At 47.1% G+C, this 22,852-nt stretch carries 23 protein-coding genes; all 23 read left to right on the top strand.

Annotation, left to right across the window (positions count from 1 at the left end):
* The first annotated feature begins 60 nt into the window (after positions 1-60).
* The 23 genes from CBX98_RS16775 to CBX98_RS16665 all read left to right on the top strand — a co-directional run bounded on the left by CBX98_RS16775 (position 61) and on the right by CBX98_RS16665 (position 22,852).
* The gene (locus CBX98_RS16775; RefSeq protein ID WP_046875535.1) at positions 61-1,092 is read left to right on the top strand and encodes an ATP-binding protein; all 1,032 of its coding nucleotides are present in this window, start codon (positions 61-63) and stop codon (positions 1,090-1,092) included.
* A gap of 36 nt (positions 1,093-1,128) precedes the next feature.
* The gene (locus CBX98_RS16770; RefSeq protein WP_046875536.1) at positions 1,129-2,538 is read left to right on the top strand and encodes a sigma-54 dependent transcriptional regulator; all 1,410 of its coding nucleotides are present in this window, start codon (positions 1,129-1,131) and stop codon (positions 2,536-2,538) included.
* 122 nt (positions 2,539-2,660) lie between these two features.
* Entirely contained in the window at positions 2,661-2,972 is a 312-nt protein-coding gene (gene fliE / locus CBX98_RS16765) for a flagellar hook-basal body complex protein FliE (RefSeq protein WP_012841525.1), read from the top strand.
* Positions 2,973-2,986: 14 nt separating this feature from the next.
* Positions 2,987-4,729 carry a flagellar basal-body MS-ring/collar protein FliF gene (gene fliF / locus CBX98_RS16760; protein ID WP_006741698.1) on the top strand — a complete coding sequence of 581 codons (1,743 nt, stop codon included), beginning with the start codon at positions 2,987-2,989 and terminating at the stop codon, positions 4,727-4,729.
* Positions 4,722-5,777: a flagellar motor switch protein FliG gene (fliG, locus tag CBX98_RS16755; protein WP_012841526.1), complete on the top strand. Its 1,056-nt coding sequence runs from the start codon at positions 4,722-4,724 to the stop codon at positions 5,775-5,777. The genes fliF and fliG overlap by 8 nt, the downstream gene beginning before the upstream one ends.
* A 71-nt stretch (positions 5,778-5,848) precedes the next feature.
* Positions 5,849-6,649, top strand: coding sequence for a flagellar assembly protein FliH (fliH, locus tag CBX98_RS16750; protein ID WP_109169799.1), 801 nt, complete (start codon positions 5,849-5,851; stop codon positions 6,647-6,649).
* Positions 6,650-6,652: 3 nt separating this feature from the next.
* Positions 6,653-7,972: a flagellar protein export ATPase FliI gene (fliI, locus tag CBX98_RS16745; protein WP_006741701.1), complete on the top strand. Its 1,320-nt coding sequence runs from the start codon at positions 6,653-6,655 to the stop codon at positions 7,970-7,972.
* A 6-nt stretch (positions 7,973-7,978) separates the two neighbouring features.
* Positions 7,979-8,422 (top strand): flagellar export protein FliJ, encoded by a 444-nt coding sequence (gene fliJ, locus CBX98_RS16740; protein WP_012841527.1) that lies wholly within the window; start codon positions 7,979-7,981, stop codon positions 8,420-8,422.
* 183 nt (positions 8,423-8,605) lie between these two features.
* Positions 8,606-10,489: a flagellar hook-length control protein FliK gene (locus CBX98_RS16735; RefSeq protein ID WP_109169798.1), complete on the top strand. Its 1,884-nt coding sequence runs from the start codon at positions 8,606-8,608 to the stop codon at positions 10,487-10,489.
* Positions 10,490-10,574: 85 nt separating this feature from the next.
* Positions 10,575-11,078 carry a flagellar basal body-associated protein FliL gene (gene fliL / locus CBX98_RS16730; protein ID WP_012841529.1) on the top strand — a complete coding sequence of 168 codons (504 nt, stop codon included), beginning with the start codon at positions 10,575-10,577 and terminating at the stop codon, positions 11,076-11,078.
* Positions 11,079-11,085: 7 nt separating this feature from the next.
* Complete coding sequence (fliM, locus tag CBX98_RS16725; RefSeq protein WP_006741703.1) at positions 11,086-12,132, top strand: flagellar motor switch protein FliM; 1,047 nt, start codon at positions 11,086-11,088, stop codon at positions 12,130-12,132.
* 59 nt (positions 12,133-12,191) lie between these two features.
* Positions 12,192-12,602, top strand: a complete 411-nt coding sequence (fliN, locus tag CBX98_RS16720; protein ID WP_012841530.1) for a flagellar motor switch protein FliN — start codon at positions 12,192-12,194, stop codon at positions 12,600-12,602.
* 1 nt (position 12,603) lies between these two features.
* The gene (fliO, locus tag CBX98_RS16715; protein WP_104969689.1) at positions 12,604-13,017 is read left to right on the top strand and encodes a flagellar biosynthetic protein FliO; all 414 of its coding nucleotides are present in this window, start codon (positions 12,604-12,606) and stop codon (positions 13,015-13,017) included.
* On the top strand, positions 13,004-13,873 hold the full coding sequence (gene fliP, locus CBX98_RS16710; protein WP_006741704.1) for a flagellar type III secretion system pore protein FliP: 870 nt from the start codon (positions 13,004-13,006) through the stop codon (positions 13,871-13,873). The genes fliO and fliP overlap by 14 nt, the downstream gene beginning before the upstream one ends.
* Before the next feature lie 24 nt (positions 13,874-13,897).
* A complete protein-coding gene (gene fliQ, locus CBX98_RS16705; RefSeq protein WP_012841532.1) occupies positions 13,898-14,167 on the top strand; it encodes a flagellar biosynthesis protein FliQ in 270 nt (89 codons plus the stop codon).
* Between the two features lie 8 nt (positions 14,168-14,175).
* Positions 14,176-14,958 (top strand): flagellar biosynthetic protein FliR, encoded by a 783-nt coding sequence (gene fliR / locus CBX98_RS16700; protein WP_005384463.1) that lies wholly within the window; start codon positions 14,176-14,178, stop codon positions 14,956-14,958.
* A 3-nt stretch (positions 14,959-14,961) separates the two neighbouring features.
* Entirely contained in the window at positions 14,962-16,092 is a 1,131-nt protein-coding gene (gene flhB, locus CBX98_RS16695; protein WP_006741705.1) for a flagellar biosynthesis protein FlhB, read from the top strand.
* Positions 16,093-16,302: 210 nt separating this feature from the next.
* Entirely contained in the window at positions 16,303-18,402 is a 2,100-nt protein-coding gene (flhA, locus tag CBX98_RS16690) for a flagellar biosynthesis protein FlhA (protein WP_041853026.1), read from the top strand.
* Positions 18,403-18,430: 28 nt separating this feature from the next.
* Positions 18,431-19,948 carry a flagellar biosynthesis protein FlhF gene (flhF, locus tag CBX98_RS16685; RefSeq protein WP_012841533.1) on the top strand — a complete coding sequence of 506 codons (1,518 nt, stop codon included), beginning with the start codon at positions 18,431-18,433 and terminating at the stop codon, positions 19,946-19,948.
* A 14-nt stretch (positions 19,949-19,962) separates the two neighbouring features.
* Positions 19,963-20,850, top strand: coding sequence for a MinD/ParA family protein (locus tag CBX98_RS16680; protein ID WP_005380498.1), 888 nt, complete (start codon positions 19,963-19,965; stop codon positions 20,848-20,850).
* Complete coding sequence (locus CBX98_RS16675; RefSeq protein WP_006741708.1) at positions 20,843-21,577, top strand: RNA polymerase sigma factor FliA; 735 nt, start codon at positions 20,843-20,845, stop codon at positions 21,575-21,577. Before CBX98_RS16680 ends, CBX98_RS16675 begins: the two co-directional genes overlap by 8 nt.
* A 45-nt stretch (positions 21,578-21,622) precedes the next feature.
* Positions 21,623-21,991, top strand: coding sequence for a chemotaxis response regulator CheY (gene cheY / locus CBX98_RS16670; RefSeq protein ID WP_017635949.1), 369 nt, complete (start codon positions 21,623-21,625; stop codon positions 21,989-21,991).
* A 120-nt stretch (positions 21,992-22,111) separates the two neighbouring features.
* Positions 22,112-22,852, top strand: a complete 741-nt coding sequence (locus CBX98_RS16665; RefSeq protein ID WP_006741709.1) for a protein phosphatase CheZ — start codon at positions 22,112-22,114, stop codon at positions 22,850-22,852.

The raw sequence follows: 22,852 nt of genomic DNA, 5'->3' as shown, positions 1-22,852 counted from the left end.
GGTACGCTAATTGCTTACCAAGCTATTTTAGTTTTAGCGGCGATATTTCGACAGGCAGTAATGGATAACAACACCAACCAATCCCATTTAGATTCCGTAGAAAATCAGGTTGAGCGCTATAAGCAGGTGCTTGATGTGATGCCTGCCGGAGTGATTCTGCTCGACACGTACGGCATAGTGCGTGAAGCAAACCCAGAGGCGCACCGAATTCTTGAGATTCCACTGGTTAATGAAAAATGGTTCAACATTATTCAGGCGGTGTTTGATCCTCGTGAGGATGATGGTCACGAAGTTTCCCTGCGGAATGGTCGTAAAGTTCGATTAGCCATTTCGGCTTCTACGACAGGTCAATTGATCCTGATTACCGATTTAACCGAAACTCGCTTACTTCAAGCTCGTGTGAGTGATTTACAACGCTTGTCGTCGTTAGGGCGTATGGTAGCTTCGCTTGCTCATCAGGTAAGAACGCCGCTATCGAGCGCCATGCTATATGCATCCAATTTGGGAGCGCCAAACCTTCCACCAGCGACAAGGGATCGCTTTCAAACCAAATTAATGGATCGACTGCACGATTTGGAAAAGCAGGTTAATGATATGCTGCTTTTTGCTAAAGGTGGTGATAATAAAGTCATTAAGCCATTTACGATTGCTCAGTTGGTGGCGGAATATCAGCCGATGGTCGAAACCGCGCTAAAAAATAACGGTATTGATTACTGCCTAGAAGTGGAAGAAGAACAAACTGAGTTGCTAGGCAATGCGAATGCGATTGCATCCGCGTTGAGCAACCTTGTCATGAATGCGATTCAGATGTCTGGTAAAGAGTCGCAAGTCGATATTTTTTTCCGCCCGGTAAATGGCGAGTTGCGCATTTCAGTGCAAGACAGCGGACCGGGTGTACCTGAAGAACTACAAGCCAAAATTATGGAGCCATTTTTTACCACGCGTTCTCAAGGAACCGGGTTAGGGCTGGCTGTTGTTCAAATGGTTTGCCGTGCCCATGACGGTCGATTGGAACTTATTTCAGAGCAGGGTGATGGAGCCTGCTTTACCATGTGCATTCCACTAGAGCGAGTGCAACCAGAAGCGCAATAAGCAGCTTCTGGTAATAACAATTACTGGAGAATCAGAATGGCGCAAAGCAAAGTGCTGATCGTAGAAGACGATGAAGGTCTTCGTGAAGCCCTAGTGGATACTCTGGCTCTGGCAGGGTATGAGTGGTTAGAAGCTGACTGTGCGGAAGACGCACTACTAAAACTCAAATCGAATACTGTCGATATCGTCGTTTCTGACGTGCAAATGGCAGGTATGGGCGGATTGGCTCTGCTCAAAAACATCAAGCAGAATTGGCCTAACTTACCAGTACTGTTAATGACGGCGTACGCCAACATTGAAGATGCCGTGTCGGCAATGAAAGACGGCGCGATTGACTACATGGCGAAACCATTTGCACCGGAAGTATTGCTGAACATGGTCAGTCGATATGCACCGATCAAAAGCGATGACAATGGTGACGCGGTCGTTGCAGATGAAAAAAGTCTGCGCCTACTTGCATTGGCCGATAAAGTGGCACGTACAGATGCGAATGTTATGGTGCTAGGTCCGAGTGGCTCAGGTAAAGAAGTGATGTCGCGTTATATTCACAACGCATCAAACCGTAAAGATGGTCCATTCGTTGCGATCAACTGTGCGGCGATTCCAGATAACATGCTGGAAGCGACACTATTTGGTTACGAGAAAGGCGCGTTCACTGGTGCGGTTCAAGCGTGTCCGGGTAAGTTTGAACAAGCACAAGGCGGCACAATCTTACTGGATGAAATCAGCGAAATGGACTTAAACCTGCAAGCGAAACTATTACGTGTTTTGCAAGAGCGTGAAGTGGAGCGCCTTGGCAGTCGTAAGAGCATCAAGCTGGATGTACGCGTGCTCGCGACCAGTAACCGTGATCTCAAGCAGTACGTCTCAGAAGGCAACTTCCGTGAAGATTTATACTACCGCCTGAATGTGTTCCCAATTGCGTGGCCAGCACTGAACGAACGCAAAGGCGATATTGCGCCACTTGCCAAGCATCTTGCTGAGCGTCATTGCAGCAAGATGGGGATGCCAGTGCCTCAATTTTCAGCCGTTGCGGTAGAAAAACTGCTGCAATACCCTTGGCCAGGTAACGTTCGTGAGCTGGATAACGTGGTGCAACGAGCTCTTATCTTAAGTGAGAATGGTGATATCGACGCTGAGCACATCTTACTAGAAGGGGTGGATTGGCAAGATGCTAACAGCTTGCAACATGTGGTGCAAAATGCAGAGATGGTGGTACCTAATGTTAAGCCAGTCGCTCAACCTGAGAGTGTGAACCGTCCGGTATCTGGCGGGGAAGGCTTGGGCAGCGAGCTGCGTGACCAAGAATACGCCATTATTTTGGAAACCTTGGTGGAGTGTAACGGCCGACGCAAAGAAATGGCGGAGAAACTGGGCATAAGCCCACGAACCTTGCGCTACAAACTTGCCAAAATGCGTGATGCTGGTATAGATATCCCAAATTAACATGTGCAATCGCCATAAGACAAAAAGTGTAAGCAAACCGCTAACTAATGTCTTATGGCACGTTAATTGCTGTGTTAATAATCAGTTTTGTTAATAGTCAATCTTTTGGCTTAGAGGTGCTAATGAAAGTTGATGGTATTCAGGCAGAAATGCGCGCCATGATGGTAGAAGCAACCAATACTGCTCCTACTGCAAGTGGGGCGAAAGTTGGAGCAGATTTTAATGATCTCCTAACTAAAGCCATCAATAACGTGAACACACTTCAAAAAGCATCCGGTGACTTACAAACCCGTTTTGATCGTGGTGATGCCGATGTTTCCCTTTCTGACGTTATGATTGCTCGTAACAAGTCTAGTGTCGCTTTTGATGCGACGGTTCAAATTCGCAATAAACTCGTTGAGGCGTATAAAGACCTCATGAACATGCCAGTGTAATTTAGGTAATAAGTGTGGCAGACAAGTCTACAGATTTAACCGTCACTGAAGGCGGCTCAGATGGTGCACTGGTAGCAAGTTCCGACGTAGATGTGGAGAGTCAAAATCCAGATCTAGAGGAGCGCAGTGCGTCAAAATTTGATATGGCAGTGGGTGACCTTGATTTACTTCGTCAAGTTGTACTTGTGCTGTCAATCTCCATCTGTGTTGCATTGATCGTGATGCTGTTCTTTTGGGTCAAAGAGCCGGAGATGCGCCCGCTTGGAGCGTATGAGACCGAAGAGTTGATCCCCGTTTTGGATTATCTGGACCAGCAAAAAATCAATTACAAGCTTGATGGTAATACCATTTCTGTTGAATCGAGCGAATACAACTCGATCAAACTTGGCATGGTTCGCTCGGGCGTAAACCAAGCCACAGAGGCGGGCGATGATATTTTGCTGCAAGATATGGGCTTTGGCGTATCACAACGTTTAGAGCAAGAGCGCCTTAAACTCAGTCGAGAACGTCAGTTGGCTCAAGCGATTGAGGAAATGAAGCAAGTTCGTAAAGCGCGAGTCTTATTGGCGCTACCAAAGCACAGTGTTTTTGTGCGTCATAACCAAGAAGCATCAGCGTCCGTATTTTTGACACTGTCGACTGGTACGAACCTCAAACAGCAAGAAGTTGATTCTATCGTCGACATGGTGGCGAGTGCCGTTCCGGGAATGAAAACTTCCCGCATTACCGTCACAGATCAGCATGGTCGTTTGCTCAGTTCAGGCTCTCAAGACCCTGCTTCTGCTGCGCGTCGCAAAGAGCAAGAATTAGAGCGTAGCCAGGAACAAGCGCTGCGTGAAAAAATTGATTCAGTGCTATTACCTATTTTAGGTTATGGCAACTACACGGCGCAGGTCGATATCCAAATGGATTTCAGCGCGGTTGAACAAACTCGCAAACGCTTTGATCCCAATACCCCTGCAACCCGCAGTGAGTACGCATTAGAAGATTACAATAACGGCAATATGGTAGCGGGTATTCCGGGGGCGTTAAGTAATCAGCCTCCAGCGGATGCCTCTATTCCGCAAGATGTGGCTCAGATGAAAGACGGTTCTGTCATGGGACAGGGTTCGGTGCGTAAAGAATCCACGCGTAACTTTGAGCTTGATACCACCATCAGCCATGAGCGTAAGCAGACGGGGACGGTTGCTCGTCAGACAGTTTCTGTTGCGATTAAGGACCGTCGTCAGGTCAACCCAGATACGGGAGAAGTGACCTATACCCCGATGTCCGAATCTGAAATCAATGCTATTCGCCAAGTCTTAATTGGTACGGTCGGTTTTGACCAAGGCCGTGGTGATTTGTTGAATGTACTGAGTGTGAAGTTTGCAGAGCCTGAGGCTGAACAGCTGGAAGAACCACCAATTTGGGAGCACCCTAACTTCAGTGACTGGGTTCGTTGGTTCGCAAGTGCATTAGTGATCATCGTTGTTGTGTTGGTTCTGGTTCGCCCAGCAATGAAGAAATTGCTTAACCCTACCAGTGATGACGAAGACGAAATGTACGGACCAGACGGCTTGCCGATTGGCGCGGATGGTGAAACTAGCCTGATTGGCAGCGACATTGAAAGCAGCGAACTGTTTGAGTTTGGTTCAAGTATTGATTTGCCAAACCTTCATAAAGATGAAGATGTATTGAAAGCGGTTCGCGCTCTGGTTGCGAATGAACCTGAACTTGCTGCTCAAGTAGTGAAAAACTGGATGAATGACAATGGCTAACGATATCGTACCTCAAGATGACAACGCCGCGGGAATGCCAGTTGAGCTGGATGTCTCAACCATTACTGGCGAAGAAAAAGCAGCAATTTTGCTACTGAGCCTCAATGAACAAGATGCCGCTGGCATTATTCGTCACCTAGAGCCAAAACAGGTCCAGCGTGTGGGTAGTGCGATGGCTAAGGCGAAAGATCTCAGCCAAGACAAGGTGTCAGCCGTTCACCGTGCGTTTTTGGAGGACATCCAGAAATACACCAACATCGGCATGGGCAGCGAAGACTTCATGCGTAATGCGCTGGTGGCGGCTCTTGGTGAAGACAAAGCCAACAACTTGGTTGACCAGATCCTACTTGGTACGGGTTCAAAAGGCTTGGATTCGCTGAAATGGATGGACCCACGACAAGTGGCGAGCATCATTGTCAACGAACACCCGCAGATCCAAACCATCGTCTTGTCTTATTTAGAAGCAGACCAATCCGCAGAGATTTTGTCTCAGTTCCCTGAGCGCGTGCGTTTGGATCTGATGATGCGTATTGCCAACCTTGAAGAAGTTCAGCCATCGGCACTGGCAGAGCTGAACGAAATCATGGAGAAACAGTTCGCGGGTCAAGCTGGCGCTCAAGCAGCCAAGATTGGTGGCCTGAAAGCGGCAGCGGAGATCATGAACTATCTAGACAACAACGTCGAAGGTTTGTTGATGGAACAGATTCGCGATCAAGACGAAGACATGGCGACGCAAATTCAAGACTTGATGTTTGTCTTCGAAAACTTAGTCGAAGTGGACGATCAAGGTATTCAGAAATTGCTGCGTGATGTACCACAAGACGTGTTGCAAAAAGCACTTAAAGGTGCCGACGATTCTCTGCGTGAGAAGGTATTTAAGAACATGTCGAAACGAGCGGCTGAGATGATGCGTGATGACATCGAAGCGATGCCGCCAGTTCGCGTGGCGGATGTCGAAGCGGCACAGAAAGAAATCCTGGCGATCGCTCGTCGCATGGCCGATGCAGGCGAACTCATGTTGTCTGGCGGTGCGGACGAATTCTTATAATCTCTATTGCTCCGCGATTATCCTATTGCGGAGCGCCCTCACTTCTTAATCGAATACATAATAGGTAACCCATGGCTGGCGAAAGAAAACGTGGATTTATCCGTCCTGATGAAGATGATTCGATGATCGAACCACAACGTTGGGGGTTGCCTGATTACGGCGAGCCCAAAGCCAAGCAAGCAAAACAAACCGCGTTTAACTATGACCCGGGTTGGGTACCGAATCTTGAAGAGCCAGAAGAAGAGCAAGCACTTGAGCTAACCGAAGAGCAGATAGAGCTGATCAAGCAAGGCGCTTATCAGGAAGGTTTGTATCAAGGTCAAGAGGCAGGCTTTAAGCAAGGTTACGACAAAGGCAAAGAAGAAGGCCTGCAAGCGGGCCATACTGAAGGGCTGGAGCTTGGAAAAGCCGAAGGCGTGACCGCAGGTCAAGAATATATTCAGCAGCAAGTCGAAACCTTTATGAACTTAGCGAATCAGTTTGCTCAGCCGTTAGAGCTAATGAATGCTCAGGTTGAAAAGCAACTGGTGGACATGGTGCTCTGTTTAGTTAAAGAAGTCGTGCATGTCGAAGTACAAACCAACCCTCAGATTATTTTGGACACGGTTAAGCAGTCGGTTGAAGCGCTGCCAATATCAGGTCATCCCATTACCTTGCACCTGAATCCAGAAGACGTTGCGATTATTCGCTCAGCTTACGGCGAAGAAGACCTTGATTGCCGCAACTGGACGTTGGTTGCTGAGCCATCACTCAATCGAGGCGACGTCCAAATTGAAGCGGGTGAATCAAGCATTAACTACCGTATGGAAGAGCGCGTCAAAAGCGTGTTGCACAGTTTTTGTGGTGCAAACCGTCATCAAGAGGGTGAGTAATCCATGCAAGCATTGGCTGACCGTTTAAGAAACTACAAAGTTGAAGGCTTAACGACGCGCCCAGTTGCCTCTGGCAAACTGGTTCGAGTGGTTGGGTTAACGTTGGAAGCGACAGGCTGTCGCGCGCCAATTGGCAGTTTATGCTTAGTGGAAACCATGTCCGGTCAGATGGAAGCCGAGGTCGTCGGTTTTTCAGGTGATAACCTATTTTTGATGCCAAGCGAGCAAATTACGGGCATTTTGCCTGGCGCTAGAGTGACGCCATTAACCAGTGACGCTGGCTTGCCTGTTGGCATGGAGTTGCTTGGTCGAGTGATTGACGGGGTTGGTAATCCGCTTGATGGACTTGGCCCGTTGTATACCGATCATCGCGCCTCTTTTAATGCTGAGCCAATCAACCCGCTGGCTCGAAAGCCAATTTCAGAGCCACTTGATGTGGGCTTGAAAGCGATTAACGGATTATTGACGGTAGGTAAAGGTCAGCGTATCGGTCTGTTTGCCGGCTCTGGTGTGGGTAAATCGGTCACGCTTGGCATGATGACGCGAGGTACAACCGCACAAGTTGTTGTGGTTGGTCTGATAGGTGAGCGTGGACGCGAAGTTAAAGAGTTTATCGAAGAGATTTTAGGTGAGGATGGACGACGTCGCTCTGTTGTGGTGGCTGCGCCTGCCGATGCTTCACCATTGATGCGTTTGAAAGGCTGTCAAACCGCCTTAACCATTGCCGAGTACTTTCGCGATCAAGGTTTGGACGTTCTGTTATTGATGGATTCCTTGACGCGTTTTGCGCAAGCGCAGCGTGAAATCGCCCTTTCTGTTGGTGAGCCGCCAGCGACAAAAGGCTATCCGCCATCTGTGTTCGCCAAGCTACCTGCTTTGGTTGAGCGTGCGGGTAACGGAAGCGCCGAACAAGGCTCAATTACGGCGTTCTTTACCGTGTTGACCGAGGGCGATGATTTACAAGACCCGATTGCGGATGCATCGCGGGCAATTCTTGATGGTCACATTGTGCTGTCCCGTGAAATGGCGGATGCAGGTCATTATCCTGCGATTGACGTCGAAAAGTCGGTGAGCCGTGTTATGCCGCAAATCACCACTGAAGAACATGTTCTGATGTCGAAAGCCGTACGTCAGGTCTTGTCGATTTGCCGCAAGAACCAAGATTTGGTCTCGATTGGGGCGTACAAACCGGGCACCGATCCTGCTATCGATGGCGCGTTTACATTGAAGCCAAAGTTAGACGAATACTTACAGCAGAGCATGAAAGAATCGGTGCCATACGATATGTGCGTCAACATGCTTAGAAACATTTTGGGCGGGTGATAGCGCATGAACAATGCGATGGAGTTCCTACTTGAGCAGACTAAAGAGCGTGAAGATCAAGCCGTACTTGCGCTGAACAAAGCGCGCTCTGAACTTGAAGATTATTACCGTCAGGTTGAGCAAATCGAAAAGTATCGCCTTGATTATTGCCAACAGCTTATCGACCGTGGGCAGGCGGGCTTAACGGCAAGCGAATATGGGCATTTAAATCGCTTTCTCACCCAGCTAGACGAAACGTTATCTAAGCAGAAACAAGCAGAAAGTCATTTCAAAGAACAGGTAGAAAACTGTCAAGAATACTGGTTAACAGTACGCAAAGAACGCAAATCCTATGAGTGGATGATCGAAAAGCGTGAGAAAGAGAAACAGCTTGCTGAAGCCAAACGGGAACAAAAGCAAATGGACGAGTTTTCAACGTTGCTTTACAGCCGTCGAGCGAAGCCTTTTTAATGTTTAAAAGTTGATGTTGCTTCCACTTATAACACTCGTTTTGTCATTGCAGCAATGAGCTTGTTATTGGCGTAATTTTTGCAGATATCTTTGTAGATGATCATCCCAATAACCTAAATTTGCCACCGTGTGCAATTTAGCAGCGGCCTAGCGCTCGAAGCTGCTGATAATGAGAATTTCTATATGAATGTGAATTTGTCCAATGTGTCTGCGACGAGCAAGACCTCAGTGTCTGACTCTGCCGCACAAGCACCTACAGAAAATGCGGAGAACAAGGGATTTTTAGAAACCTTGACGGATGCGTTTTCAGGTTCACAAAAATCAGAAAAAGTAGCAACGAAATCACTAAACGGTGAAGACCAAAATAGTGCCGAGATTAACAAGCTTTCGTCTGGCAAAGCTGATAGTCAAGAAGTGGTCACAGACGTGGCTCAAGCGAGCAGTAACGACGCCGAAGAGTTGCTGGCGCAAGAAAGCCAAGATACTGCTATTCAAGAGCAAAGAAGCTCTGGCGACACTCTGACAGAGCATGCGAACACCATTCAAAGTGATGAAGCAAGCCTACTGGAAGCCAAACAAGGCGCGTACTCGCAAAATGATGCTGATGTCACTGAGAAAGTAGGTTCACTCTCTAACATACCTCCAGCTGCTAATGGCGCAAAAAGCGCGATGGGTGAAGGACAACAGCTGCTTGGTCGTATTGAACAAGCGAATCAAACCTTGAAAGCGAATAATGCATCCATCGATAGTGGCAAAGTTTTGCCTCAACGAGCGGGTTTAGAACACTTGTTCAACGGGCAAACAACAGACATTGATGAACTTGCTTTGAATGACATGCCATCAGCTCAATCGCTTGAACAAGTGCAGGCAATGGCCGGTCAAGGCTTAGAGCCAATTTTAGATAAGCATGGTCAACCTATCGATGTCGATAAGCTCTCGTCTGAGTTTGCTACTTGGCAAGGTCTGGCTAAACAAGTCAGTCACCCAACCGAGAAGGGCATGGTCAGTGGTGACGTTGCCAATGAACTATCGCCACTGGAGATGGGTTTGGATGGCTCTAAAATTGATGGGCTTCAGCGTGTTTCTTTGGATGAACTCGAACTCATAGATACCAAACTGGCGCAGGGAAAACCACTGACTCAGCAAGAAACAGAGATCATAGAAGGGTTGAAAAAAGGGACGGTCATTGCCGATATTCCTGAGCAAGATCTTGCCCAGTTTGTTGCGCTTCCTACTGACGTTAAACAGGTTCTCGCCGAGCAGCAAGTACAACATCATTTGGCTCGCCAGGCTACACCTATGGGGATGTCTCAGCAAGCCCTTAGTTTTGCGCCTCAATCAGCTCAGCCACAAGCTGTTCAGAGTACAGATAAAGTCGCATTATCTCCGGTGCCAGATGCGTTGGCCGCAGCTCATTTGCCGACGGCGCTTCAAGGCGTAAAGGACGGAGAGGTTAACCAGAAAGTTGTGAATGCCGCATTGACTGCTGGTGCACTTAAAGCGACAGCGGATAAGCAAGATAAACCAGAACTTCAACATGGTTTAGCAGGGCAGCTTCAGGCGATGGCGGGTCAACAAGGAACAAACGTGCAGCAACAAGCGCGTATTGATGCCGCGCAGCAAGCTCAGCTTCCGTTGCAACTGACCAAAGAGCTAGCCAATGAGCAAGTGGCGGAAAAAGTGCAAATGATGATGTCGAAGAACCTAAAAAACCTCGATATTCGTCTTGATCCACCAGAATTAGGTCGTATGCAAATTCGTATGACGATGAACAACGATGTGGCTAATGTGCATTTTACGGTGAACAACCCGCAAGCGCGTGACATCATTGAACAGACACTTCCTCGCTTGAGAGAGATGTTGGCGCAGCAGGGCATGCAACTGGCTGATTCTTCTGTTCAGCAACAAAACAGCGGGCAGCAGCAAGGTAGGTATGCTGCTGAGCAACATGGTCAAAGCGCTCAAGGCAGCGGTTTTTCTGGACAACCAGAAGAGAGCTTTGATGCTGACGTCAATCTGGATTTGAATGTGGCTTCAAAGCGTGATGGAATTAGTTTTTACGCATAACAGGCCGTTTAAAGGCAATAATACAAGGTTACCAAACGACTTCCTTAAGCATCTCGGTAACCTAAAAGAATAATAAGAGACAACAATGGCAGAAGAACAGTTACAAGGGGCCGATGCGCCGAAAGGAAAAGGTAAGTTACTTATCATCATAATCGCTGTTGTGGTATTGCTACTTGGCGGTGGTGCAGCAGCGTTCTTTCTCATGGGCTCTGATGAACCAGCTCAGGCTGAAGCGTCTCAACAGGTTCAAGCGAAGGCATCAGATGCCTCGCCCATTGCCTACGTGAATCTTCCTCAGGCATTTGTATTTAACGTTACTGGGGACCGTCGCGACAGACTGGTACAAATTAAAGCGCAGTTAATGGTTCGCGGCGCAGAGAATGAAGAGTTGGCGCGGTACCATTCGCCACTGATTGAGAGCTCTTTGTTATCAACGTTTGCTTCGGCGACGGTTGATCAGTTGCGTTCTCCAACGGGACGAGTGGAATTGCGCGATCGTGCTTCCGAAGATATCAAAGCAGCGCTAAACGCTGCGGTCGGTAAGCCAGTGATTGAAAAAGTACTGTTTACAGATTTTGTTATTCAATAGGTAAAACGTGACCGATCTATTAAGCCAAGACGAAATTGATGCGCTATTGCACGGGGTTGACGATGTTGATGACGTCGATGAACCGATAGAAAACGACAACGAAGGTGCCGTCAATTTTGATTTCTCGTCGCAAGACAGGATTGTACGTGGTCGAATGCCGACGCTCGAACTTATCAACGAGCGCTTTGCACGACACATGCGTATTAGTCTGTTTAATATGCTGCGTAAAACGGCAGAAGTGTCGATCAATGGCGTGCAGATGATGAAGTTTGGCGAATACCAAAACACATTGTACGTGCCAACTAGTTTGAACATGGTGCGTTTTCGTCCGTTAAAAGGTACAGCGTTGATCACCATGGAGGCTCGCTTAGTTTTTATTCTGGTAGAAAACTTCTTTGGTGGGGATGGTCGATTCCATGCCAAAATCGAAGGGCGCGAATTTACCCCAACGGAACGCCGCATCATTCAGCTGCTGCTGAAGATTGTATTTGAAGACTACAAAGAAGCGTGGTCGCCAGTGATGGGGGTGGAGTTCGAATATCTCGACTCTGAAGTAAACCCAAGTATGGCTAACATTGTCAGCCCGACAGAAGTGATTGTCGTGAGTTCTTTCCACATTGAGGTCGATGGTGGCGGCGGCGATTTTCATGTCGTTATGCCTTACTCCATGGTTGAGCCGATCCGTGAACTGTTGGATGCAGGTGTTCAGTCCGACAAGATGGAGACAGACGTCCGTTGGAGCTCAGCATTACGTGAAGAGATTATGGATTGTCCGGTTAACTTCCGCGTTAACTTGCTTGAAAAAGACATCTCTTTGCGTGATCTCATGGAATTGCAACCGGGTGACATCATCCCGATTGAAATGCCAGAACATGCGACAATGTTTGTGGAAGACCTGCCGACCTATCGCGTAAAAATGGGCCGTTCGGAAGACAAATTAGCGGTGCAAATTTCTGAGGAAATTGAGCGCCCACATGTAGTCAAAACAGATTTAGCTTTCTTGGGCAAAGACATCATGTCTGAGCTTGAGAATGAAGACGATATAGACGATTAAGATACCTTATTGAACAGACATGCTTTGGCATTAAATAAGGCTTAACACAGGATAGAAAAATGGAACCAAGTGACGATCAAAAGCTAGCAGATGAATGGGCAGCCGCTCTTGGCGAAGACCCGTCTGCACCTTCTGTTGACGTAGATGAAGTATTGGCCGCGCCACTGGAAGAGCTAAAAGACACTTCAAGCCCAATTACCGAAGATGAGCGTCGTAAACTCGACACCATCATGGATATTCCGGTGACGATTTCGATGGAAGTCGGTCGTTCACAAATCAGCATTCGGAACTTATTGCAGTTGAACCAAGGTTCGGTTGTTGAGTTGGATCGTCTAGCGGGCGAGTCATTGGACGTATTAGTCAACGGTACACTGATTGCGCATGGCGAAGTCGTGGTCGTGAACGATAAGTTTGGTATCCGTTTGACGGATGTGATCAGCCAAACTGAACGAATTAAGAAGCTACGTTAAGATGAGCTGCTCAATCAAAACGCGATTGACGCAAATCACTGGAGCACTGAGCTTAATGCTGAGTGCTCCTTATGCATTTGCTGCCGCACCAAATAATCTGGATCTTGCGACGACACTGGGCTCGCTTGTGCTTGTGATCGGCGTGATTCTTTTGTTGGCTTGGCTACTTAAACGTATGCAAGTGCCGGCGATGGGACAACAAAAAGGCTTGCGTATTGTGAGTCAGTTGCCAGTGGGCACCAAAGAAAGAATCGCCGTAGTTCAAGTGGGTGAAGAGCAGTTTTTGGTTGGAATTACCAGCCAATCAATCCAAACGTTAGCCAAGTTAGATAAGCCACTGAAAGAGGAAGAGTTGGCGACCAATGCTTTTGCGACTCAATTTAGCCAACTGATCAAAAAACATGACAAAGGGTAACCCGATTCGTTTGCTCCTGAGCACGTTGTTGCTTTTCGTCGGCGTGCTGTTTTCTTCATTTTCGTTTGCTGAGGCAGAGGAGTCTGCTCTGCCTGACAACTTGGCTGATGGAAGTAGCGTCACTGTTCAGGCGATGCAAAGTGATACTGGCGCCAGTCGTGCTATGTCCGTTTCTAGTGGTGGTGGCATCCCTGCGTTTACCATGACCACGAACCCAGATGGCAGTGAAGATTACTCGGTTACGCTACAAATCCTAGCGTTAATGACCATGCTTGGCTTCTTGCCAGCCATGGTGATTTTAATGACGTCGTTTACTCGAATTGTTGTGGTGATGTCGATATTGCGTCAGGCAATGGGTTTGCAACAAACGCCGTCTAATCAGGTCATCATTGGTATAGCGCTGTTTTTGACCTTCTTTGTTATGTCTCCCGTCCTGAACGAAATCAACGATAAAGCCGTTCAGCCTTATTTGAACGAGCAAGTCACGGCTCGAGAAGCATTTGATGCTGCACAAGCGCCAATGAAAGCGTTCATGCTTAAACAGACCCGAATCAAAGACTTGGAGACGTTTGTAACCATGTCAGGAGAGCAAGTTGAGAACCCAGAAGATGTGTCGATGGCGGTGTTGATTCCTGCTTTCATCACCTCGGAGCTAAAAACTGCATTCCAGATTGGCTTTATGCTCTTCTTGCCGTTTTTGATTATTGACCTCGTGGTAGCGTCGGTACTGATGGCAATGGGTATGATGATGTTGTCACCAATGATTGTTTCGTTGCCGTTCAAGTTGATGCTGTTCGTATTGGTCGATGGTTGGAACTTGATACTTTCGACACTCGCGGGCAGTTTTGCCCTTTAGATAAGCGCAGATAGAGGATAAGACATGACACCAGAAATGTTTGTCGAGCTTTTCCGTGAAGCACTTTGGATGGTGCTTATCATGGTCTGCGCCATTATCATCCCAAGTTTGCTTATCGGCCTTATTGTTGCGATTTTCCAAGCTGCGACTTCCATCAACGAACAAACATTGAGCTTCTTGCCGCGTTTGATTGTCACGCTTTTGGCTCTAATGCTATTTGGTCACTGGATGACGCAAATGTTGATGGAATATTTCTATGGCTTGATTGAGCGCTTACCTCAGGTGCTTTATTAGAGGCGCCTATGGAGTACCCCACTAGCGTTGTCTTAGATTGGATCGCAAACTATTTCTGGCCCTACGTTCGTATCTCTTCCATGCTGATGGTGATGACGGTAACTGGGGCTCGATTTGTCTCACCACGAATCCGCCTTTACCTCGGGTTAGCCATCACTTTTGCAGTCATGCCAGCGATCCCTGCAGTGCCTCAAGACATTGAGTTGCTCTCGTTTCGGGGTTTTATGACCATTGCCGAGCAAATGATCATCGGTATTGCGATGGGTATGGTCACTCAATTTATGATTCAAACTTTTGTCTTGTTGGGACAAATATTGGGTATGCAGTCAAGTTTGGGTTTCGCTTCTATGGTTGATCCCGCAAATGGTCAGAACACGCCATTGCTTGGTCAGCTATTCATGTTTTTGACGACAATGTTTTTCCTTGCCACCGATGGGCACTTGAAAATGCTGCAACTGGTCGTGTTCAGCTTTAAAACACTGCCGATTGGCTCCGGCTCGCTCAACGCGGTTGATTTCCGTGAAATGGCAGGCTGGCTTGGTATTATGTTCCAAACGGCACTGAGTATGTCTCTATCTGGCATTATTGCACTACTTACCATTAACTTGTCGTTTGGTGTAATGACCCGTGCCGCACCACAGCTGAATATCTTCTCGCTTGGTTTTGCTTTTGCTTTGATGGTGGGCCTATTACTTTGTTGGTACATACTGGCTGGCCTTTATAGTCATTATGAAATGTTCTGGACAGTGGGTGAGGCGCAGATTTGTCGACTCATTCGCTTGGAGTGCTAAGAATTGGCAGAATCAGACGGTCAGGAACGCACCGAAGAAGCCACGCCCCGACGGTTACAACAAGCCAGAGAAAAGGGGCAGGTTGCTCGGTCTAAAGAACTTGCATCAGCATCTGTACTGATCGTTGGCGCCATTTCACTGATGTGGTTTGGCGAGGCGTTAGCACGTTCATTGTTTTCCATCATGAGCCGTTTATTTGATCTTCAACGAGAAGAGATTTTTGATACGGCAAAGCTATTTGACATTGCTTTAGGGGCGATGACCGATTTGTTGTTCCCTCTATTTTTGGTGCTAGCGACATTGTTTACTGCCGCCATGATTGGTGCTGCGGGTGTGGGAGGAATCAGTTTTTCTGCTCAAGCCGCTATGCCAAAGCTGTCGAAAATGAATCCGCTTAGCGGTTTAAAGCGGATGGTCGGAATGCAAAGCTGGGTAGAGTTGATCAAATCAATTCTTAAAGTGGTTTTGGTTACTGGTGTCGCGATCTATTTGATCCAAGCATCGCAGGCGGATCTAATTCAATTAAGTATGGATGTGTATCCGCAAAACATCTTCCATGCTTTAGATATTCTGCTGAACTTTATCTTGTTGATCAGCTGTTCACTGTTGATCGTGGTTGCCATCGATATTCCATTTCAAATCTGGCAGCACGCTGATCAGTTAAAAATGACCAAGCAAGAAGTCAAAGACGAATATAAAGAAACCGAGGGTAAGCCAGAGGTCAAAGGACGCATTCGTATGCTGCAAAGAGAAGCGGCTCAACGTCGTATGATGGCAGATGTTCCTCAGGCTGATGTTATTGTTACCAACCCAGAGCACTTTTCGGTTGCGCTTCGTTATAAACAGAAGACAGACCGTGCGCCGGTAGTGATCGCTAAAGGCACCGATCACATGGCAATGAAGATTCGAGAAGTCGCCCGAGAGCATGACATCACAATTGTACCTGCTCCGCCACTTGCTCGTGCGCTGTACCATACTACCGAGCTAGAACAAGAGATCCCCGATGGATTGTTTACTGCGGTGGCTCAGGTTTTGGCATTTGTATTCCAGTTGAAGCAATACCGAAAGCGAGGTGGTCAGCGCCCCAAAATTCAGGATTACGATTTGCCAATCCCGCCAGAACACCGGCACTAATGCTAAAAGAAGCCTAATTCTAAAAAGGCTAATTTAATCAGATATTAAGCTCTACTTGAGTGTTTAGTCATTATTTTGGCGTTAATTATGGTACATAGCTTGCTTAAAACGCCTTAATTATCAACCATACCTAAACTTTTAGGCCAAAGCGGTCGCGTATTAATAGTAAGAGCTAACGTGACGCTTCAATCGATTGAGATCTCTCGTAGTATGAAGTTAAGCCTGCCATTTGCAGATAAATTGCCACGAATCCCTCAGCGTGAAATGCCAGCTATTGGCGCGCCGGTGATGGTTTTGGCCACCTTAGCGATGGTGGTGCTGCCTATTCCAGCCTTTTTGCTGGATATGTTCTTCACCTTTAACATCGCGTTGTCGATGGTGGTGTTGTTAGTGACCGTTTACACACGTCGTCCGTTGGACTTTGCCGCTTTTCCGACGGTACTGCTGATCGCGACTTTGTTGCGTTTGGCACTGAACGTTGCCTCGACACGTGTCGTCTTACTGCATGGTCATGAAGGCGGCAACGCGGCAGGTAACGTAATTGAAGCGTTTGGTAATGTCGTTATTGGTGGTAACTACGCGGTCGGCTTAGTGGTTTTCCTTATCTTAATGATCATCAACTTTATGGTGGTGACCAAAGGTGCGGGTCGTATCTCTGAGGTAAGTGCTCGCTTCACCCTTGATGCGTTGCCAGGTAAGCAGATGGCGATTGATGCGGACTTAAATGCCGGATTGATAGACCAAGAACAGGCAAGAGTTCGTCGTTTTGAAGTGACCAAAGAAGCGGATTTCTACGGCTCGATGGATGGTGCCTCGAAGTTCGTAAAAGGTGACGCGATTGCCGGTATTTTGATTCTGTTTATCAACATCATAGGCGGTCTGTCGATCGGTATGGCGCAGTATGGATTGGGTTTCGGTGAGGCAATTGAAATCTATACTTTGCTGACGATTGGTGACGGCCTAGTTGCACAGATTCCATCGCTATTGCTGTCGATTGCAGCGGCGATGATGGTGACACGTCAAAACACCGATGAAGACATGGGTGAACAGCTGGTCTTCCAGATGTTCGACAACCCAAAAGCACTGATGATTACCGCAGCTATTCTCGGTGTGATGGGCATCGTACCGGGCATGCCACACTTTGCGTTTTTGAGTCTGGCGGTCGCAGCTGGCGCGGCGGCGTATTTCATCGATAAACGCCAAAAGCAGAAAGCGAAAGAACCGGCTTTACCAGCGAAAGCTGACGAAGGTGCAGAGCCTTCATCACAACGCGAACTATCTTGGGACGACGTCCAGCCAGTCGATATTATTGGCCTAGAAGTGGGTTACCGCTTGATTCCGCTAGTGGACCGAGACCAAGGTGGAGAACTGTTAGAGCGCGTAAAAGGTGTGCGTAAAAAGCTATCGCAAGATTTTGGGTTCTTAATCCCTGCGGTTCACATACGTGACAACCTTGAACTGACGCCAAACAGCTATCGAATCACATTAATGGGGGTTGCGGTCGGCGAAGCTGAGATTCGTCCGGATCAAGAGCTAGCGATTAACCCAGGTCAGGTGTATGGCATGATTGATGGCGAGCCAACCATTGACCCTGCATTTGGACTGGAAGCCGTATGGATTCGCGAAGATCAGCGTGAGCATGCTCAGGCGTTAGGTTATACGGTTGTTGACTCATCGACAGTATTAGCGACGCACCTGAGCCAGTTATTGACTAACAACGCATCGCAGTTGATTGGTCATGAAGAAGTAGAGAATTTATTAGAAATGTTAGGACGCAGCGCACCTAAGTTGGTTGAGAACTTTGTTCCTGACCAATTACCATTAGGTGTGGTGGTGAAAGTCCTACAAAACTTGTTAAACGAGGCCATCCCAATCCGCGATATTCGCACGATTGTTCAAACTTTGGCTGAGTACTCAAGTAAGAGTCAAGAAGCTGACATATTGACGGCAGCAGTTCGAATTAGTCTAAAACGTCTAATTGTTCAAGAAATCAATGGTATAGAGCCTGAGCTGCCAGTGATTACTTTGATACCTGAGCTGGAACAAATATTGCATCAAACTATGCAAGCATCAGGAGGCGAATCCGCGGGGATTGAACCGGGGCTCGCTGAACGATTGCAGTCTTCACTGAGCCAAGCGACACAGGAACAAGAATTGAAAGGTGAGCCAGCCGTTCTGCTTACTTCCGGTGTATTACGCTCGACGTTGGCGAAATTTGTGAAGAACACAATACCTAATCTCCGGGTACTGTCTTACCAAGAAATCCCGGATGAAAAACAGATCAGAATTGTGCAAGCCGTGGGTAACTGATCTCACGCATCATTAATGGATTCATAGTTTGAAAATAAAGCGATTTTTTGCCAAAGACATGAGAACGGCGCTGCTCCAAGTGAAAGAGGAGTTAGGCGCGGAAGCGGTGATCATGTCAAACAAGAAAGTGGCTGGTGGGGTGGCGATTGTTGCGGCGATAGATAGTGAATCTAACCCGTCTCAAGCAAGCGCAGCGTCACAACAAAATCGCGGTGCTTCTCAATCGAATCGCTATAACGAACATCGTCAAATGTCATCGTCTTCTGCTGATCGTTATCAAGATCGTCATTTAGATGAAGATAAAATTAGCCTGAACAGTAATAACAGTAACAACGAAAAAACAGGCTCGATGACGCAGCGATTCGCTAACATGCTTAAGCAATATAGTGGTGGTGCAGCAGATGCTGACGATCATGTAGCGGAAAATGAAGATTCGCTCTCTGCTTTATTGCAACGCCAGAATAAGCATCGCGACGGCTACAACCAAGAAAAGCCAGCGCCATATCAACCAGATTCACCTTTGGCGAAGTTAATCGCACAAGATAATCGATTTGAGCGTCCAACGCCGAAGTTGGATCCGACACGCTATGATCGCCGCCGTCCAAGTGATGAGCGAGAAGAGTCTGCAGATGAGCTGGAGAGTATGCGCGAAGAGATGACGTCAATTCGTCGTCTTTTAGAGCATCAAGTATCTGGCCTGATGTGGCAGGAAGTGGAACGTCGAGAGCCGCTCAGAGCAATGCTGATTAAGCGCTTAGAGCGTATGGGCGTTTCTCCGGAGTTAGCAGACCAAATGGCGTGCTATATCCCGGAAGATACAAAACCAGCGCGAGCGTGGAAAGCGCTGTTGTCGCTGGTGGCGGATCAAATCAATATTCCTAAACAGGACATTTTAAAACGTGGTGGTGTGGTCGCACTGTTAGGTCCGACGGGGGTGGGAAAAACAACCACCGTTGCGAAGCTCGCAGCACGTGCCGCCATGGAATACGGTGCCGACAATGTGGCCCTTGTGACAACAGATACATATCGCATAGGTGCACATGAGCAGCTCTCAATTTACGGAAGAATCATGGGTTGTCCCGTAAGAGTTGCTAAAGATTCTAACGAGTTAGCCGATGTTATATATCAGCTAAGAAACAGAAGACTGATTTTGGTCGATACGGCAGGGATGGGGCAACGAGATGTCAGGCTTTCTGAGCAGCTCGATACTCTAATGCAAGAGAGCGGAGAAGTGATTCACAGCTACCTTGTTTTGCCAGCTACCGCACAACGTCGCGTTCTACAAGAAACGCTGGATCACTTCCGACGCATACCACTTTCGGGTTGTATTATGACGAAGCTTGATGAGTCATTAAGTCTAGGCGAATTCATCAGTGTAGTGATTCAAAACGCAATGCCAGTGGCTTACATCGCTAATGGTCAGCGCGTGCCAGAAGACATTGTGATAGCGCAACCAAAATATATGCTTGCGAAAGCAAATGAACTGTTAGAGAAGTCGACAGAGAACGAACCTCACTTTTGGAACAGTGACAGTGAAGGACTCTAAGGCGGCGGACTACTATGACTGAGAATATGATACACGATCAAGCAAGCGGCCTCCGTCGCTTAACACAACCATCGTTGACCAAAGTGATTGCTGTTACTGGCGGCAAAGGTGGTGTGGGGAAATCAAACGTAACACTGGGTCTGGCGATTTGTATGGCTCGCCAAGGCAAGAAGGTGATGGTTCTCGACGCTGATTTAGGTCTGGCCAATGTGGACGTGATGCTCGGAATTCGTGCAAAACGCAATCTAGGACATGTCTTAGCGGGTGAATGTGAGCTAAAAGATGCGATTGTCGAAGGGCCTTATGGTATAAAGATAATCCCTGCAACTTCTGGCACACAGAGCATGACAGAGCTTTCTCACGCTCAACATGCTGGACTCATTCGAGCATTTGGTAGTCTTGAAGACGAAATGGACGTCCTGCTGATAGATACCGCCGCAGGCATTTCTGACATGGTAATCAGTTTTTCGCGAGCAGCTCAAGATGTCGTTGTGGTTGTGTGTGATGAACCAACTTCAATCACCGATGCATATGCGTTAATTAAGCTGTTAAGTAAAGAACACCAGGTCCAACGCTTTAAAGTTGTAGCAAATATGGTCAGAAGCTACCGTGAAGGGCGAGAATTGTTTGCAAAGTTGACGCTAGTCACAGAGCGATTCTTGAATGTCAGCCTTGAACTCGTAGCATGTATTCCATTAGATGATAAAGTACGACAGGCTGTAAAAAGACAAAAAATTGTCGTTGATGCGTTCCCTCGCTCACCTGCCGCTTTAGCTATTAGCTCACTAGCAAACAAAGCGTTAACGTGGCCACTACCGAAAACACCAAGTGGACACTTGGAATTTTTTGTGGAAAGGTTGCTAAATCGTACCGAATTCGCAGAGGACCCTTTTGGTGAATAAAGCGATAACCTATGACCAACATGGCAAGTTTAATAGCCAGCAAGCGTTTATAGAGCGCTACTCAGTGTTGGTTAAGCGCATTGCTCACCACCTATTAGGCCGTTTACCGCCGAGTGTTCAGGTAGAGGATTTAATTCAGGCCGGCATGATCGGTCTTATCGAAGCTCAGCAGAATTATGATGGTTCTAAAGGTGCGAGCTTTGAAACTTATGCAGGTATCCGTATTCGTGGCGCAATGTTAGATGACATGCGCAAAGGCGATTGGGTACCGCGTTCTGTTCATAAAAATAATCGAGAGATTAACCAAGCGATTGCGGAACTGGAAGGCGAATTAAATAGAGATCCTACTGATTCTGAAGTAGCCACGCATCTCGGTATGACACTGGATCAATATCATAGTGCTCTGACCGATATCAACTGCTCAAAATTAGTCGGTATTGAAGATTTAGGCGTTTCTGATGATGTGATTTCACCTGCAGATGAAACTGATGACAGTAACCCATTCAAAGGGGTTGCCGATGAATCATTTCGAAAAGCACTGGTTGAATCAATAAAACAGATTCCAGAGCGTGAAGCTTTGGTTCTTTCGCTTTATTATGATGAAGAACTCAATTTGAAAGAAATTGGCGATGTGTTAGGCGTAAGCGAATCTCGCGTAAGTCAAATACTGAGTCAAGCGATGCAACGTTTGCGCACCAAGCTCAGTGCGTGGACACAAAATGACTAAAAACACTGATTTTACGATTCAGTGGAGGCAATTTTGAATAAAAACATGAAGATCCTTATTGTTGATGATTTCTCAACAATGCGCCGTATTGTTAAAAACCTGCTTCGTGACTTGGGTTTCAATAACACTCAAGAAGCGGACGATGGTTTAACCGCATTACCAATGCTGAAAAAAGGTGACTTCGATTTTGTTGTAACTGACTGGAACATGCCAGGTATGCAAGGCATCGATTTGCTTAAACACATCCGCGCGGATGCAGAACTTAAGCATTTGCCAGTTCTAATGATCACGGCTGAAGCGAAGCGTGAGCAGATCATTGAAGCTGCTCAAGCAGGCGTAAACGGCTACATTGTTAAGCCATTTACTGCTGCAACATTAAAAGAAAAATTAGATAAAATTTTCGAGCGTTTATAACTCTCTCTTTTTCTCTTTGTTATTCGAGTCATTCATACCAATTATTAAATACCTATTAAATGACTCGTTTAGCGTTTTTAAAGTGATAAGAAGAACTAAACGTAAAAGGGTCTATTCAGAATGATCTCACTAGAGCAGGCGAAGTCACTCGTTCAAATGCTAGAAAACGGGGAACAAGACCAAGCCAATATGCTTGTTGCCTCGATCTACGAAGGTGCCGAGAATCCAATGCTGCAAGAAATTGGAGCCTTAACTCGAGACCTTCACGAATCACTCAAGCAGTTCAGTCTCGATCAGCGCATGACCGAAATTGCGAAAGACGAAATCCCTAACGCAAGGGATCGTCTTAATTATGTGATCGAGAAGACAGAGCTAGCAGCCAACAAAACGATGGATGCAGTCGACTGCTGCCTTCCTATCGCTGACAACCTGCATGATTGCCTTCAGAAAGTTCGTCCTCAATGGAATGAACTCATGCACGGGCGCATCGAATTAAGCGAATTCAAAGCACTTTGTCACCGAATCGACGAGCTATTAGTTCAAGTCGAAGGTGATAGCACTGAGTTGCGTGGTCAATTGACCGAAATTCTCATGGCGCAAGACTTCCAAGACCTAACTGGCCAAATTATTCGCCGCGTAATTACGTTGGTAAATGAAGTAGAAGGCCGCTTAGTGGAAATCCTAACCGTATTCTCTGGAAATAAACCTGAAGAACACATTCAAGTTTTGTCAGAACCGGCAGATAAAAAGAATACACAAACAAGCGAAGCCGAAGGCCCGATTCTTCATCCAGAACTGAGAGAAGATGCGGTTTCATCGCAGGACGAAGTCGATGACTTGTTGTCCAGTCTTGGATTTTAA

The sequence above is a fragment of the Vibrio sp. T9 genome, from assembly GCF_003123985.1.
In the GTDB taxonomy this organism is placed as follows: Bacteria; Pseudomonadota; Gammaproteobacteria; order Enterobacterales; family Vibrionaceae; genus Vibrio; species Vibrio diabolicus.
Note: the sequence above shows the minus strand (reverse complement) of the source record. Positions and strands in the feature narration are given on the sequence as shown.

Bases quoted from the DNA above. Each gene is read 5' to 3' on its own strand.
- flhA (WP_041853026.1), top strand. From the start codon at position 16,303: ATGAAGTTAAGCCTGCCATTTGCAGATAAATTGCCACGAATCCCTCAG.
- cheY (WP_017635949.1), top strand. From the start codon at position 21,623: ATGAAGATCCTTATTGTTGATGATTTCTCAACAATGCGCCGTATTGTT.
- fliJ (WP_012841527.1), top strand. From the start codon at position 7,979: ATGAACAATGCGATGGAGTTCCTACTTGAGCAGACTAAAGAGCGTGAA.
- fliP (WP_006741704.1), top strand. From the start codon at position 13,004: ATGACAAAGGGTAACCCGATTCGTTTGCTCCTGAGCACGTTGTTGCTT.
- fliO (WP_104969689.1), top strand. From the start codon at position 12,604: ATGAGCTGCTCAATCAAAACGCGATTGACGCAAATCACTGGAGCACTG.
- fliH (WP_109169799.1), top strand. From the start codon at position 5,849: ATGGCTGGCGAAAGAAAACGTGGATTTATCCGTCCTGATGAAGATGAT.
- CBX98_RS16680 (WP_005380498.1), top strand. From the start codon at position 19,963: ATGACTGAGAATATGATACACGATCAAGCAAGCGGCCTCCGTCGCTTA.
- fliR (WP_005384463.1), top strand. From the start codon at position 14,176: ATGGAGTACCCCACTAGCGTTGTCTTAGATTGGATCGCAAACTATTTC.
- CBX98_RS16775 (WP_046875535.1), top strand. From the start codon at position 61: ATGGATAACAACACCAACCAATCCCATTTAGATTCCGTAGAAAATCAG.
- CBX98_RS16770 (WP_046875536.1), top strand. From the start codon at position 1,129: ATGGCGCAAAGCAAAGTGCTGATCGTAGAAGACGATGAAGGTCTTCGT.
- CBX98_RS16665 (WP_006741709.1), top strand. From the start codon at position 22,112: ATGATCTCACTAGAGCAGGCGAAGTCACTCGTTCAAATGCTAGAAAAC.
- CBX98_RS16735 (WP_109169798.1), top strand. From the start codon at position 8,606: ATGAATGTGAATTTGTCCAATGTGTCTGCGACGAGCAAGACCTCAGTG.
- fliE (WP_012841525.1), top strand. From the start codon at position 2,661: ATGAAAGTTGATGGTATTCAGGCAGAAATGCGCGCCATGATGGTAGAA.
- fliN (WP_012841530.1), top strand. From the start codon at position 12,192: ATGGAACCAAGTGACGATCAAAAGCTAGCAGATGAATGGGCAGCCGCT.
- fliI (WP_006741701.1), top strand. From the start codon at position 6,653: ATGCAAGCATTGGCTGACCGTTTAAGAAACTACAAAGTTGAAGGCTTA.
- fliL (WP_012841529.1), top strand. From the start codon at position 10,575: ATGGCAGAAGAACAGTTACAAGGGGCCGATGCGCCGAAAGGAAAAGGT.
- fliG (WP_012841526.1), top strand. From the start codon at position 4,722: ATGGCTAACGATATCGTACCTCAAGATGACAACGCCGCGGGAATGCCA.
- fliQ (WP_012841532.1), top strand. From the start codon at position 13,898: ATGACACCAGAAATGTTTGTCGAGCTTTTCCGTGAAGCACTTTGGATG.